Annotated in this window: 12 protein-coding genes; 5 read left to right on the top strand and 7 right to left on the bottom strand. The window is 73.7% G+C overall.

Translation table 11 applies throughout. From position 1 onward, the window contains the following. Window positions 1–56: 56 nt before the first annotated feature. On the bottom strand, window positions 57–1,058 hold the full coding sequence (gene fgd, locus ACFWEJ_RS01725; RefSeq protein WP_377227473.1) for a glucose-6-phosphate dehydrogenase (coenzyme-F420): 1,002 nt from the start codon (window positions 1,056–1,058) through the stop codon (window positions 57–59). Window positions 1,059–1,221: 163 nt separating this feature from the next. Between fgd and ACFWEJ_RS01720 the strand changes: the two genes are divergently transcribed. Together ACFWEJ_RS01720 and ACFWEJ_RS01715 are read left to right on the top strand one after the other, a co-directional pair. After that, window positions 1,222–2,754 carry a WXG100 family type VII secretion target gene (locus ACFWEJ_RS01720; RefSeq protein WP_377227472.1) on the top strand — a complete coding sequence of 511 codons (1,533 nt, stop codon included), beginning with the start codon at window positions 1,222–1,224 and terminating at the stop codon, window positions 2,752–2,754. 28 nt (window positions 2,755–2,782) lie between these two features. Next, a complete protein-coding gene (locus ACFWEJ_RS01715; protein WP_377227471.1) occupies window positions 2,783–3,379 on the top strand; it encodes a hypothetical protein in 597 nt (198 codons plus the stop codon). Here the strand turns inward: ACFWEJ_RS01715 and ACFWEJ_RS01710 are convergent. The 3 genes from ACFWEJ_RS01710 to ACFWEJ_RS01700 are packed head-to-tail and all read right to left on the bottom strand — an operon-like array spanning window position 3,376 to window position 7,881. Beyond that, window positions 3,376–4,359, bottom strand: coding sequence for a hydroxymethylglutaryl-CoA lyase (locus ACFWEJ_RS01710; RefSeq protein ID WP_377227470.1), 984 nt, complete (start codon window positions 4,357–4,359; stop codon window positions 3,376–3,378). The genes ACFWEJ_RS01715 and ACFWEJ_RS01710 overlap by 4 nt on opposite strands. Further along, window positions 4,352–6,322, bottom strand: a complete 1,971-nt coding sequence (locus ACFWEJ_RS01705; RefSeq protein WP_377227469.1) for an acetyl/propionyl/methylcrotonyl-CoA carboxylase subunit alpha — start codon at window positions 6,320–6,322, stop codon at window positions 4,352–4,354. Before ACFWEJ_RS01705 ends, ACFWEJ_RS01710 begins: the two co-directional genes overlap by 8 nt. After that, window positions 6,322–7,881 (bottom strand): acyl-CoA carboxylase subunit beta, encoded by a 1,560-nt coding sequence (locus ACFWEJ_RS01700; protein WP_377227468.1) that lies wholly within the window; start codon window positions 7,879–7,881, stop codon window positions 6,322–6,324. Before ACFWEJ_RS01700 ends, ACFWEJ_RS01705 begins: the two co-directional genes overlap by 1 nt. 72 nt (window positions 7,882–7,953) lie before the next feature. Between ACFWEJ_RS01700 and ACFWEJ_RS01695 the strand changes: the two genes are divergently transcribed. Further along, window positions 7,954–8,574 carry a TetR/AcrR family transcriptional regulator gene (locus tag ACFWEJ_RS01695; RefSeq protein WP_377227467.1) on the top strand — a complete coding sequence of 207 codons (621 nt, stop codon included), beginning with the start codon at window positions 7,954–7,956 and terminating at the stop codon, window positions 8,572–8,574. Here the strand turns inward: ACFWEJ_RS01695 and ACFWEJ_RS01690 are convergent. Then, window positions 8,540–9,715, bottom strand: coding sequence for an acyl-CoA dehydrogenase family protein (locus ACFWEJ_RS01690; protein ID WP_377227466.1), 1,176 nt, complete (start codon window positions 9,713–9,715; stop codon window positions 8,540–8,542). The genes ACFWEJ_RS01695 and ACFWEJ_RS01690 overlap by 35 nt on opposite strands. A gap of 60 nt (window positions 9,716–9,775) precedes the next feature. On the opposite strand from ACFWEJ_RS01690, the gene ACFWEJ_RS01685 reads away from it, so the two are divergent. Together ACFWEJ_RS01685 and ACFWEJ_RS01680 are read left to right on the top strand one after the other, a co-directional pair. After that, window positions 9,776–10,558, top strand: coding sequence for an enoyl-CoA hydratase-related protein (locus tag ACFWEJ_RS01685; protein ID WP_377227465.1), 783 nt, complete (start codon window positions 9,776–9,778; stop codon window positions 10,556–10,558). Window positions 10,559–10,601: 43 nt separating this feature from the next. Further along, window positions 10,602–11,414 (top strand): TrmH family RNA methyltransferase, encoded by an 813-nt coding sequence (locus tag ACFWEJ_RS01680; protein WP_377227464.1) that lies wholly within the window; start codon window positions 10,602–10,604, stop codon window positions 11,412–11,414. A 1-nt stretch (window position 11,415) separates the two neighbouring features. On the opposite strand, the gene ACFWEJ_RS01675 is transcribed toward ACFWEJ_RS01680, so the two are convergent. Together ACFWEJ_RS01675 and ACFWEJ_RS01670 are read right to left on the bottom strand one after the other, a co-directional pair. Then, window positions 11,416–12,576, bottom strand: a complete 1,161-nt coding sequence (locus tag ACFWEJ_RS01675) for a GNAT family N-acetyltransferase (protein ID WP_377227463.1) — start codon at window positions 12,574–12,576, stop codon at window positions 11,416–11,418. A 26-nt stretch (window positions 12,577–12,602) separates the two neighbouring features. After that, window positions 12,603–13,703, bottom strand: a complete 1,101-nt coding sequence (locus tag ACFWEJ_RS01670) for a GNAT family N-acetyltransferase (RefSeq protein WP_377227462.1) — start codon at window positions 13,701–13,703, stop codon at window positions 12,603–12,605. Window positions 13,704–13,740 lie beyond the last annotated feature (37 nt).

The raw sequence follows: 13,740 nt of genomic DNA, 5'->3' as shown, positions 1-13,740 counted from the left end.
GGTCAGGGCACCCTGACCAGGCCCGCCCGCGACCTCAGCGTCGGAGCGCCCGGACCTCAGAGCGCCCGGAGCCGCGGCAGCACGTCCTCGCTGAACTGCGTGAGGAACCGCTCCTGGTCGTGGCCGGGGCCGTGCACCACGAGGTGGTTGAGCCCGGCGTCGACGTAGGGCTTGATCATCGCGACGGCCTCGTCGGGGTCGGACGCGACGATCCAGCGCTTGGCGACCTGCTCGATCGGCAGCTCGTCCGCGAGCTGCTCCATCTCGGTGGCCGAGGTGACGCTGTGCTTCTGCTCCGGCGTGAGCGACAGCGGCGCCCAGAACCGGGTGTTCTCCAGCGCCGCGGCGGGGTCGCGGTCGTAGGAGATCTTGATCTCGATCATCTTGTCGACCTGCGCGACGTCACGCTCGGCCTTGGCCGCGCCCTCGGCGACCGCGGGCAGCAGCTTCTCCGTGTACAGGTCCATGCCCTTGCCGGACGTGCAGATGAAGCCGTCACCCGCGCGCCCCGCGTACTTCGCCACGAGCGGCCCGCCGGCCGCGATGTAGACGGGCACGGGGTTCTCGGGCCGGTCGTAGATGTTGGCGCCGACCAGCTCGTAGTAGTCGCCCTTGAAGTCCACGGACTCCTCGGTCCACAGGGCCCGCATGAGCTGCACGGCCTCGCGCAGGCGCGCGAACCGCTCCTTGAACTCGGGCCACTCCATGCCGGAGACGGCGGTCTCGTTCAGGGCCTCGCCCGTCCCTACGCCGAGGATGACCCGGTTCTCGGTGAGCAGCGCCAGCGTGGCGAACTGCTGCGCGATCACGGCAGGGTTGTACCGGAACGTGGGGGTCAGCACGCTCGTGCCGAGCTGGATGCGGGAGGTGCGCTCCCCCGCGGCGGCGAGCCAGGCGAGGGCCGACGGCGCGTGACCCCCCTCGTGCCGCCACGGCAGGAAGTGGTCGGAGACCATCGCGCTGTCCAGTCCCACCTCCTCGGCGCGTACTGCGAGCTCAACCAGCTCGCGCGGCCCGAACTGCTCGGCGGACGCCTTGTAACCGATCTTCAGAGTCACGGTTGCGACCCTACGCCGCATCGCGCGGGCGCGAACCCGCTCGTCGCGCACATCACATCCGTGCTGCTCAGGGCAGAATCACCCGGCCGGGGAAGTTCTCCCCATGGCTACCCCGGCCGGGTACCGCTAGGTTCGCCTCTGCCGGCCGACAGCAGGGGGAACGATGAGTGAGGTCTGGGGCGCCGACGTCGCGCAGCTGCGCACTCTCGCGACCACGATGCGCGACCGGACGCAGGCGCTGGAGTCCACGCGGGCCCTGGTTGACTCCCTGATCGACGACCTGGACTGGTTCGGCCCCAGCGGCCAGCAGTTCCGCGCCGAGTGGTCGGACACGCACCGCGGCGGCCTGACCGCGGCCATCGACTCCCTGGTGCAGGCGGGCAACGCCCTGGACCGCAACGCCGACGACCAGGAGCGCACCAGCGCGGACGCCGGGCTGGCGGGCGGCGCCGGGGTGGCGGGCGGCGCGGCCGGGATGAGCAGTGCCGGGGGCGGCACGGCCAGCGCCCAGGCGCCCGCGGCTCCCCCGGTGGCCACGCTCAGCCCTGACGAGTACACGGAGCTCTCGGACGCGGAACGCAAGGAATGGCTGGCCACGGCGTCCGACGAGCAGATCGCCGCCCTTCTGGCCGCCATGGAGGCGCAGGGCCTCTACCCGGGCCCGGACGCCGGTCCGGTCGCCAACGCGCACTGGACCCGGCAGGCCGCCCAGGACGCCGGCATCGACTACCGGTCCTGGGACCCGCGCCTCGGGGCCGAGGCGAACCGCGCGAACATCGAGGCCGTCTACGAGTACTACGCCGATCTCTACCTGAACAACCCGGACCTGCAGTGGGCCGGGATGGCCGCGATGATCGGGCCGTCGTTCGCCGCCGGGTTCCTCGACCTGGCCCTGATGCGCAAGGTCGCGCAGGGGGTCGAGGTCGGGGGCGAGGTGCTGCAGCACCTGCCGGGCGGGCTCCCCCAGGGCGCCCTGATCGAGCAGGTCGCGGGGATGACCGACGACGAGCTGCGGTTCTACGAGACGACGTTCCTGTCGATGCAGCAGGAGATCTTCCGCGACCAGGCCTCCATGCACGCCGCCTACGAGCACGGCGGCATGGCCGAGGTCCAGCGGATGTACGAGTCCGGGGCCATCGACGAGTCGGCGTACGACGCCTGGGTGGACATCGCGTCGGGCGACCCGGAGCGGGTCACCGAGGGCAACGTCGAGATGCTGCGCCGGGAACAGCAGGACATCATCGCGGACGACTACGCCGCCATGCGGGACCACCCGGTGACGGGCGAGGCGATGACCTACATGATGACCGTGGTCGGCGAGGCGTCGATCCCCGGTGCGGCCACGTTCGGCGAGTACGACCCGCTGCAGGTCACGGTGGAGACGCCCGGGCCGGAGCGGGTCGGCATCCCGTTCACCGGCATCTCCGCGGACAACCCGCTGCAGGGCTCGGTCACGATCACCACGCCGCTCCCGGACGGCAACATCGCGGACACGAACCAGCGCTGGGACTACATCACGGCCGACACGCTGCCCGCGTACCAGGAGCTGCTGCGGAACGACCCGGGCCGCGTCCAGGACATCCTGCAGACGGATGTGTCGGACCGCATCGAGGAGTACCGGCTGACCAACCCGGACCGGCTGGGCCGCATCGTGGACCGGCTGGCGACGGACTGGGGCGTCGATGTCGACCAGTGACGTCCGGCGCCGTGGCAGGGTGGGGGCCATGTCCGTACGACACGTGGTCCTGGCGGTGTGCGCGGTCCTCGTCCTGACGGTGACGACCGGCTGCACCGTCCGGGTCGGCGACGGGGACGACGACGGCGGTGTGGAGCTCTTCGGAGAGGGGAACAGCATGCAGTGGGACCTGACACGGCCGCTCGAGGCGGAGACGCTGGGGCTGCCGTCGGACCAGATGGTGATCGTCTCGGTGCCCGACGACGCCACCGTGAGCCTGACCCTCCCCACCGGCACCTGGTCGGGACGCACCGAGGAGATGACGGTGACCACCCGGCACGGCTACGTGGACCAGGTCGACCTGTACTGGACGGAGGCGGACGGGCAGGCCGCCGCCGACCGCATGGTGGCCGACGCGGACCTCCTCGGCGTGGACGGCGCCCGGGTCGCCGAATGGGCCGAGACGTCACGCTGGGCCGAGACCGCCGACGTCAACGAGACGCGCGCCAAGGACAACTACAACGGCGCGAACGGCGAGGTCTCCACGGCGATCAGGCCCAGCATGGCCATCGGGCAGGGCACGGGCACCCCCGTCCGGCTCTGGTACAAGTTCTACGTGCGCGACGTCGTGGAGACCGCCGGCTAGCCCCCGCCACCCAGCGCCCGGTACGTCCGGCTCGTCAGCTCGTGGTCGAGGTTCGGCTCCAGCCACGCGCTGGTCTCCACCACCCGCGGCAGGGACACCCCCGTGGTGATCCCCAGCCCGTCCAGCATCCACAGCAGGTCCTCCGTGGCGAGGTTGCCCGTGGCGGACTCCGCGTACGGGCACCCGCCCAGGCCCCCGGCCGACGTGTCGAACGTGGTGACCCCGTGCCGCAGCGCGGCGGCGACGTTGCCCAGCGCCTGCCCGTAGGTGTCGTGGGCGTGCAGGGCAAGCACGTCGTCGGGCAGGCCGGCGGCGTTCAGCGCGTCCAGCAGGGCGACGACGTGCCCCGGCGTCCCGACACCGATCGTGTCCCCCAGGGAGAGCTGCTCCGCGCCCAGGTCCATGAGCCGCTTGCCGGCAGCCACCACCTGCGACACCGGCACGTCGCCCTCCCACGGGTCGCCGAAGCACATGGACACGTACGCCCGCACGCGCATCCCCGCGGCGCGCGCCCGCGTCATCACCGGCTCGAACATCGCGTACTGCTCGTCCAGGGACCGGTTCAGGTTCCGGCGCGCGAACGAGTCGGTGGCGCTGGCGAAGACCGCGATGTGCCGCAGCCCCAGGTCGTAGGCGCGCTCCAGGCCGCGCTCGTTCGGCACCAGCACCGGCAGGTCGCGGGCGCGGTCACCGAGCCGGTCGACCAGCGCCCCGAGCACCTCGGCGGCGTCGGCGAGCTGCGGCACCCAGCGCGGGTGCACCAGGCTCGTGGCCTCCACGTACGGCAGGCCGGCGTCGAGCAGCCGCTCGACCAGGTCCACCTTGACCGCGGTCGGGACCACTGCCTTCTCGTTCTGCAGCCCGTCGCGCGGACCCACCTCGTAGACGGTCACGCGCTCGGGCAGGGCCGGGTCGCGCACCACCTGGGGCCGGCGGAACTCCCGGGGCTCAGGCGTCGGCTCAGTCGTCGGCTCAGGCATCAGCCACCTCCATGACGAACAGCACCTGCCGGGCCGCGACCTGCTCCCCGGCAGCGGCGCGGACCCGGACCACGCCGTCGGACGGCGCCACGAGCGCCACCTCCATCTTCATCGCCTCCAGCACGCCGAGCGCCTGCCCGGCGGTCACGATGTCGCCGTCGCGCACCTCCACGCGGGCCAGCGCACCGGGCATCGCGGCCACGACGACGCCGTCGGACAGGTCGGCCTCGGCCGCGCGGGAGCCGCCCGGCCGGGCGAACCGGAAGGTGTGCCCGCGCGTGCTCACCTCCACGGACCGGGGCTTCACGTCCACCACGAACCGGGCGGTCACGCCGTCCAGCTCCAGCAGCTCCAAGCCGCCGGCCCCGCCGGCAGCACCAGCAGCACCACCCATGGCCCGGCACGACGTCGGCGGCTCGCCGTCGCGCCGCACCTCGCCCCGGGAGACGCCCACGCGGAGCACCACGTCGTCGAGCTCGACCCACGTGTCGGCGGGCGGGCCGCCGAGCCGCCAGCCGTCGCCTCCGCCGAGCGCCGCGGCGGAGGCCACCGCCCAGGCGGCCGCCACCAGGGCGGGTCCCGGGTCCGGCGCGGGCAGCGGGTGGGTGTCCAGCCAGGCGGTGTGCACCTCGCCGTCGCGGAACGCGCCGGAGTCCGCGAGCGCCCGCACGAAACCGGTGTTGGTGACGAGGCCGCCGATCGCGGTGTCGTCGAGGGCGTCGACGAGGGCGTGCCGGGCGGCCTCGCGGTCGGGGCCACGCGCGATGATCTTGCCGACCATGGGGTCGTAGGCGGCGGGGACGACGGTGCCGTCCTCGAGCCCGGCCTCGACGCGCACGGTGGTGGGGCCGGTCGAGACGGGCCAGCGCACGCGGGTGGCGGTGCCGGCCTGGGGCAGGAACCCGCCGAAGGCGTCCTCGGCGTAGATCCGGGCCTCGATGGCGTGCCCGGTGACGGTGACGTCGTCCTGCGTGAAGCCCAGCTCGGCGCCGTCGGCGACGCGGAGCTGCTGCTCGACGAGGTCGATGCGCTGCCCGCGGACGCGGACGACCTCCTCGGTGACGGGGTGCTCGACCTGGAGGCGGGTGTTCATCTCGAGGAACCAGGCGCCCTCGATGCCCAGCCGGGTGTCGACCAGGAACTCGGCGGTGCCGACGCCGGTGTAGCCGACCTGGCGGGCCAGGTTCACGGACCACCGGTGCAGCGCGTCGCGCAGGGCCGGGTCGAGGTCGGGCGCGGGTGCTTCTTCCAGGACCTTCTGGTGGCGGCGCTGGGCGGAGCAGTCGCGTTCGTGCAGGTGCAGCACGGTGCCGTGCTCGTCGGCGAGGACCTGCACCTCGATGTGCCGGCCGTGCTCGACGTAGCGCTCCAGCAGCAGGGTGTCGTCGCCGAACGCGGCGGCGGCCTCGCGCCCGGCCGCCGCGATCGCCGGGGCGAGCTCGGGCTCGGCGCGCACGATGCGCATGCCCTTGCCGCCGCCGCCGGCGGCGGCCTTGACCAGGAGGGGATAGGTCGGGTTCCCCTGCATGGCGAACCAGCCACCCCCGGTGACCTTGCCGAGCGACTGGAGCACCGGCACGCCGGCTTTCCGCGCGATCTCGCGTGCGGTGTCCTTGCGTGCCATGGCGTCCATCGCCTCGGGCGGCGGGCCGACCCAGGTCAGCCCGGCGCCGATCACTGCGCGGGCGAGCTCTGCCTGCTCGGACAGGAACCCGTAGCCGGGGTGGACGGCGTCGGCGCCGGTCTCCTTCGCGGCGGCGAGCAGCGCGGGGATCGACAGGTAGGACTCGGCGGCGGGCGTGGGGCCGATGCGGACGGCGACGTCGGCGGCGCGGGTGTGCGGGGCGCCGGTGTCCGCGTCGGAGTGGACGGCGACGGTGCGCAGCCCGAGCCGGCGGGCGGTGCGGATGATCCGCAGGGCGATCTCGCCGCGGTTGGCGATCAGGAGGGTGTGCATCGTCATCACATCCGGAAGATGCCGTAGGAAGGTTCGGGGATCGGCGCGGCGGCCGTGGCGGCCAGCCCGAGGGCCAGGACGCGGCGGGTGTCGGCGGGGTCGATCACGCCGTCGTCCCACAGGCGCGCCGTGGCGTAGTAGGGGTTGCCCTGGGTCTCGTACTGCGCGCGGATCGGGGCCTTGAACGCCTCGACGTCGGCGGCGGGGGCATCGGCGAGGTCCTTGCGGACCGTGGCCAGGACGGAGGCCGCCTGCTCGCCGCCCATCACGGAGATGCGGGCGCCGGGCCACATCCACAGGAACCGGGGGTCGTACGCGCGGCCGCTCATGCCGTAGTTGCCGGCGCCGAACGAGCCGCCGAGCACCACGGTGAACCGGGGCACGGAGGTGCAGGCCACGGCGGTGACCAGCTTGGCGCCGTCCTTGGCGATGCCGCGGTGCTCGTACTCCTTGCCGACCATGAACCCGGCGATGTTCTGCAGGAACACCAGCGGGATGCGCCGCTGGTCGCAGAGCTGCACGAAGTGCGCGCCCTTGAGCGCTGACTCGGAGAACAGGATGCCGTTGTTGGCGACGATCCCGACCTGGTAGCCGTCGATCCGCGCGAACCCGCACACGAGGGTCTCGCCGTAGCGGGCCTTGAACTCGGCGAGCTGGGAGCCGTCGACGATCCGGCGGATCACGTCGCGCACGTCGTACGGGGTGCGCGGGTCGGCGGGCACGTCGTACAGCCCGTCGGGGTCCAGCTCTGGCTCCTCGGGCGGCACGCGGTCCAGCACCTGCGCGGGCGCCGGGGTCGTGGCGATGATCTCGCGCACGATGCGGAGGGCGTGGGCGTCGTCGTCGGCCAGGTGGTCCGCGACGCCGGACGTGGTGGTGTGCACGACGCCGCCGCCCAGCTCCTCGGCGGTGACGACCTCGCCCGTGGCGGCCTGCACCAGGGGCGGGCCGCCCAGGAAGATCGTGCCCTGGTCCCGCACGATGACGGCCTCGTCGCTCATCGCGGGCACGTACGCGCCGCCCGCGGTGCACGACCCCATGACGGCGGCGACCTGCGGGATGCCGCGGGCCGAGAGGTTGGCCTGGTTGTAGAAGATGCGCCCGAAGTGCTCCCGGTCGGGGAACACCTCGTCCTGCATCGGCAGGAAGGCGCCGCCGGAGTCCACGAGGTAGACGCACGGCAGGTGGTTCTCGGCCGCGACCTGCTGCGCGCGCAGGTGCTTCTTGACGGTGACCGGGTAGTACGTGCCGCCCTTGACGGTCGCATCGTTGGCGACGACCACGCACTGCCGCCCGGCGATGCGCCCGATCCCGGTGACGATGCCCGCGCTGGGCACCGCCCACTCGCCCCCGTACATGTCGTAGGCCGCCAGGGCCCCGATCTCGAGGAACGGGCTGCCCGGGTCGAGCAGCCGGTCCACCCGGTCGCGGGCGAGCAGCTTGCCGCGCCCGGTGTGGCGGGCGCGCGCCTCGGGCGAGCCGCCCTGGCGCACGCGCGCCAGCCGCTCGCGCAGCTGCGCGGTCAGGGTGCGCAGATCCGGTCCAACGCCGACGTCGGTGGTCATGTGCCGCAGCCTATCCTTCCGGTTAATGATCGTTAACCCCCCGTTCCGGCAGGTCACTCCTAGACTGCTCCGGTGACCCCGCGCAGGCAGCAGATCCTGAGCACGGCGGCGAACCTGTTCGCCGCCCGTGGCTTCCACGGCGTCTCCATGGGAGACATCGGCGCGGCCGTCGGTGTGTCCGGCCCCGCCCTCTACAAACATTTCGCCGGCAAGGAGGACATCCTCGGGCAGTGCCTCCTGCACGCCTCCGACCAGCTCCTGGCCGGTGCGCGGGAGCTGCTGTCCGACGACGGCGCGCCCGCCGGACCGCACGAGCCGAGCGGACCCGACGGCGCCCTCGCCGCCCTGATCGCCCGGCACGCCGACTTCGCCCTCGACAACCCCGCCCTCATCGTGATCCAGGAACGCGAGTGGGGCGCGCTGGGCGCCGACGCCCGCGCGCAGGTGCGGGAGCACCAGCTCGCGTACATCGACGTCTGGACCGACGCGCTGCGCCCCCTGCGCCCGGACCTCGGCGGCACCGAGGCCCGGGCCGCCGTGCAGGCAGCGTTCGGCCTGCTCAACTCGACGCCGCACAGCGCCCGTATCGGACGCGCGGCCATGCGGGCCCTCCTGACCCGCATGGCCCACGCCGCCCTGCTGACCCCGGCGGTGGAGCTCACTCCACCGGCAGGCCCAGCCCCCGCGCGATGAGCATGCGCTGCAGCTCGGACGTCCCCTCGCCGATCTCCAGCACCTTCGCGTCCCGGTAGAAGCGGGCGATCGGCCCGTCCTCCATGACGCCGTAGCCGCCGAAGACCTGCGCCGCGATGCGCGTGGCCGTCACGGCGGACTCCGTGGCGTAGAGCTTGGCGACCGAGGAGGCCCGCCGGAACTCGTCGAGCGGCGCCCCCGAGTCCTTCAGCGCCGCGGCCCGGTAGGTGAGCGCGCGGCTCGCCTGGAGCATGACCTCGACGTCGGCGATCTGGAACGCGACACCCTGCTTGCGGCCGATCGGCCCGCCGAACGTGGGGCGCACGCCAGCGTGCTCCACCGCGAGCTCCAGCATGGCCTGGATGCAGCCGGTCGCGAGCGCCGCGACGGCCACCCGCCCCGTGTTCAGGCAGATCATGAGCTGCTTGAACCCGTTGCCGCGCTCCCCCAGGAGGTTGGCCTCGGGCACGCGCACGTCCTCGAACCGCAGCGCGTGGGTGTCGCAGGAGCGCCAGCTCATCTTGTCGTGCAGGGGTTCGACGACGTACCCCGGGGTGTCGGTGGGGACGATGATGGCGCTGAGCTCCGGGCTGCCGTCCGGCCGGGTGCCGGTGCGCGCCGCGACGGTGCAGACGCTGGTGATGGGCGTGCCGGAGTTGGTGATGAACTGCTTGGCGCCGTTGACGACCCACTGGCCGTCAGTCAGCTCCGCGGTGGTGGTCATGGCGTTGGCGTCGCTGCCCGCGCCGGGTTCGGTCAGGCCGAACGCGCCCAGCTGCCGTCCGGCGACCAGGTCGGGCAGCCAGGTCTTCTTCTGCTCCTCGGTGCCGAAGGCCAGGAGCGTGCCGACGCCGAGGCCGACACCGGCCCCGAGCGTGATGCCGACGGACTGGTCGACACGGCCGATCTCCTCGACGGCGATGCAGAGGCCGGTGAGCCCGAGGTCGGACCCGCCGTACTCCTCCGGGGCGGTCAGGCCGAACAGGCCCAGCTCACCCATCTGGTGCACCACCTCGACGGGCAGGCGACTCTCCCTGTCCCATCGGGCGATGTGGGGCGCGATCTCGCGGTCGGCATAGTCACGTACCGCGTCCCGGAGCTTGGTGTGCTCCGGGTTCTCTGGTGTATGCATGTTGCGCATGTCACAGAGGTTAACCACCATTAACCTCACAGCGCCAGGCCCCACCCGGAGGACTTCTCGATGACCACCCTCAGTCAGGTCGCCTACGACGTCGTAGCGCTCGACCGACCCGACGCCCAGCCCGCCGCCGAGCCCGTCGCGTACGCCCGGATCACGCTCGATTCGCCCCGGCGGCGCAACGCCCTGTCCCTCGCCCTGCTCGACGAGCTGCGGGCCGCCCTGGACCGCGCCGCGCACGACGACGTACGGGCCGTCGTGCTCGCGGCCAACGGCCCCGCGTTCTGCTCCGGCGCCGACCTCACCGAGGCCCTGGCCGAGGGCATGACCGTCTCCGCGCGCCGGCTGGCCGACGTGCTGCGCGACCTGCTCGCCCTGCCCAAGCCCGTCGTGGCGCGCGTGCACGGGCCGGTCCGGGCCGGCGGCATCGGGCTGGTCGCCGCGTGCGACGTCGCGGTCAGCGCCGACCAGCTCACCTACGCCTTCACCGAGGCCCGCCTGGCGCTCGCCCCCGCCGTCATCTCGCTCGCGGTGCTGCCGCGGATGACGCCGCGCGCGGCGTCGCGCACCTTCCTCACCGGGGCGCCGTTCACCGCGGCGGAGGCCGCGGCCTGGGGCCTGGTGACCAGCACCGTGCCGCTCGCGGACCTCGACGCGGAGGTCGACGCCGTCCTGGCCGGCCTCGCGGCGGGCGACCCGGCGGGGCTGGCCGCCACCAAGGAGCTGCTCAACGCGGACACCCTGGCCCGCTTCGACACGCACGTGGACGAGGCGGTGACGGTCTCGGCCGAGCTGTTCGGCTCGGAGCGCGCCCGGGCCGCGATGGCGAGGCTGCTGGCGCGCTGACCCGGATGAGGCCCGATCGGGCGCGGGCTGATTGGATGGCTCCGTGGCCACCCGGATCTCCCAGCGCAACGCACGCTTCCAGCAGCTCCAGACCCTCGTGACGAACCGCAACAAGCGGCACCGCGCGGGCGAGTTCCTGGTGCAGGGCGTGCGGCCCCTCACCATGGCCGTCGAGCACGGCTGGGAGGTCCGCGCCCTGCTGTACGACGCCGAGCGCCGGCTCTCGCAGTGGGCCCGGGACCTGCTCGCGGCGCACCCGCACACCGAGCACGTGAAGATGGCGCCCGACCTGCTGGCGGAGCTCGCGGAGAAGGAGGACCCCGAGCTGCTGGCGGTCATCGCGATGCGGCCCGACGACCTGGACCGCATCGAGGCCGGACCCGACTTCCTCGGGGTGGTGTTCGACCGGCCCACCCAGCCGGGCAACATCGGCGCGATCGTGCGGTCGGCCGACGCGTTCGGCGCCCACGGCGTGATCACCACGGGGCACGCCGCCGACGCCTACGACCCCAAGTCGGTGCGGGCCAGCACGGGGTCGTTCTTCGCGATGCCGGTGGTACGGACCCCGTCCACGGCCGAGGTCATGGACTGGGTGACGGCGCGCCGGGCCGCCGGCCTGCCCGTGGTGGTCGTGGCCACGGACGAGCACGGCGACGCCGACGTCTCCGCCTACGACCTGACCCAGCCCGTCCTGCTGCTGGTCGGCAACGAGACCACGGGCCTGACCCAGTCGTGGCGCGACGCCGCGGACGTGACGCTGAGCATCCCGATGACGGGCTCGGCGAGCTCGCTCAACGCCGCGAACGCGGCCACGGTGGTGCTCTACGAGGCCCGCCGACAGCGGCTGGCCCGGTAGCTCAGAGCTCGATGGAGAGCATGCGGCTGCCCGTCGTCTTGACGTAGCCCAGGCTCGCGTACAGCCCGTGGGCGCCGCTCGGGTTGGCCGTGTCGACGTCGAGGGCGGCGTACTCCATGCCGTCGGCGGCGAACGCCCGCATGCCCGCCGCGAGCGCCGCGAGCGCGGCCTTGCGGCCCCGGTAGGCGCGGCGCGCGCCGAGGATGTCGATGTACCCGAACGAGTACCCGCGCACCGCGAAGTCCTCGGGGTAGTGCCCGGCCAGCGAGTAGCCCACGACGAGCGGCTCGCCGGCGCGCAGCGCGGCGGCGGTCTCGGGCTCGGTGTCGGGCGAAGCCAGCAGCGCGTCGACGTCGGGGGCGTCGTCGACCACGACGAAGGACCACTGGGGGGCGAAGCCCGCGCGCTCGGCCCACTGCTCGCGGGTCTGCGGCTGGCTGCCCCAGTGGTCGCGGAAGGCGTCGTTGTGGGCGAGGCGCGTGGCGTCGTCGAGCGCGTCGGACCACGGGGCGAGCCGCAGCGACCCGGACAGGGCCACGTCGGGCACGGGCGCGGCGTCGGGGCCGGTCAGGGGGCGCGCGAGGTCGGAGTAGTAGCGGCGCACCTCCATGCCGGCCCGCTCGTACAGGCGCTGCTTGCTCGCCGGGCCGTTGTCCTCGGCGAACACGGCGATGCGGGCGGGCACGTCCTTGCCCGACGCCGCCAGGAGCTGCCGGGCGCGGCCGATCGACCAGGCCAGCACCTCGCGGCCGATGCCCTCGCCGCGGCGGTCGGGGTGCACGCCACCCCAGGTGAAGGCGCGCACCGTGGTGACGTCACCGGGCGGGCTGACGACGTAGCCCCAGGCCACGAGGGCGCCGTCGGCGTCGAAGCCGAGCAGGGAGTCGCGGGTCATGTCGCGCCAGGTGCCGTCGAAGATCTCCTCGATCTCCTCGGCGGTCTCGACGTACGGCTCGGCGTCGGCGCGGGCGATGTGGTTGCGCAGGGCGAGCCACACGGGCACGTCCTCGCGGGTGGCGGGGCGCCAGGTGAGGTTGCCCGCAGTGGGCACGGTCACGGCCGCGGGGGCGGCGGCGCGCTCGGCGATCGGGGCAAGAGTGGTGGGGGCCGGGTTGGTCGGGGCCGGGGTGGTCGGCCCGGAACCTTCGGTCTCGGTGGTCATGGTGCGTCCTTCAGGTTCGGTGTGGTTCACAGCTCGATGGCGTACAGGGTGGAGCCGTCGCTCTTGGCGTAGCCCAGCCGCGCGTACAGCGCCGGGGCGCCGGTGGGGTTGTCGGTGTCGACGTCGAGCTCGGCGTGCTGCATGCCCTCGTCGGCGAAGACGCGCATGGCGTGGGTCAGCAGCGCGGCGGCGATGCGACGTCCGCGGTAGGCGCGGCGCACGCCCAGCAGGTCGGTGTAGCCCGCGGTGTAGCCCTGCGTCGCCCAGTCGTGCTCGTGCCTGCTGGCCCGGTGCAGCCCGACGACGTACGGGGTGCCGGGCGCGACGGTCGTGTCGCCGGGCTGCTCGTGCTCGGAGCCCGGGTAGCGCACCGACTCGTCGACCACGAGGAACGACCAGTGCGGCGCGAACGAGCTGCGGTGCGCCCGCCAGGACTCCGGGGTGCGCGGCTGGCTGCCCCAGTGGTCCCGGAACGCGTCGTTGCGGGCCAGCCGCGTGGCGTCCTCCAGGGCGTCGGTCCACGGCACCAGGCGCAGCGGGGGTTCCAGGCCGATCGCGGGCACGGGCGCGCTCAGGTCACGGAGCAGGTTGGCGTAGTAGCGCACGGGCTCGAAACCGCCCGCGCGCAGCAGGTCGCGCCGCTCCGCCGGGTCGCCGTCCACGAGGTCCACGGCGATCCGCGCGGGCAGCCCGGCCAGCCGGGGGGCGCCGTCGTGCGTCGCGAGCGCCTGCCGCGCGCGGCCGGTGGCCCAGGCGAGCAGCTGCGTGCCGATGCCCTCGCCGCGGCGGCTCGGGTGGACGCCGCCGAGGATCCAGGCGCGCAGGATGGTGGCGCCCTCGGTGGGGAACTGCTCGGCGTACGTGTACGCGAGCGGCGTGCCGTCGGCGTCGAGGCCGAGCAGCGTGTCGGCCGGGTCGTACGCGGGGCCGTCGAAGCTCTCCGCGATCTCGTCGGCCGGGGTGAACCAGTCGCGGCCGTCGGCCTCCTGGACGGCGCGGACGAGCGTCGCGAGCGAGGGCACGTCGGCCCGCGTCCAGGGGCGCCAGGTGAGGCCGCCCGCCGTCGGGTGCGTCAGGACGGCCGGCGCGGCGGCGCGGTCGGCGATGGTGGCGCGCACGGGTGACATGCCGCCACGCTAGGCGACCGGCGTGCGGTCGGCCACG

It is taken from the genome of Promicromonospora sp. NPDC060204 (assembly GCF_042728455.1).
Taxonomy (GTDB): Bacteria; Actinomycetota; Actinomycetes; order Actinomycetales; family Cellulomonadaceae; genus Promicromonospora.
Note: the sequence above shows the minus strand (reverse complement) of the source record. Positions and strands in the feature narration are given on the sequence as shown.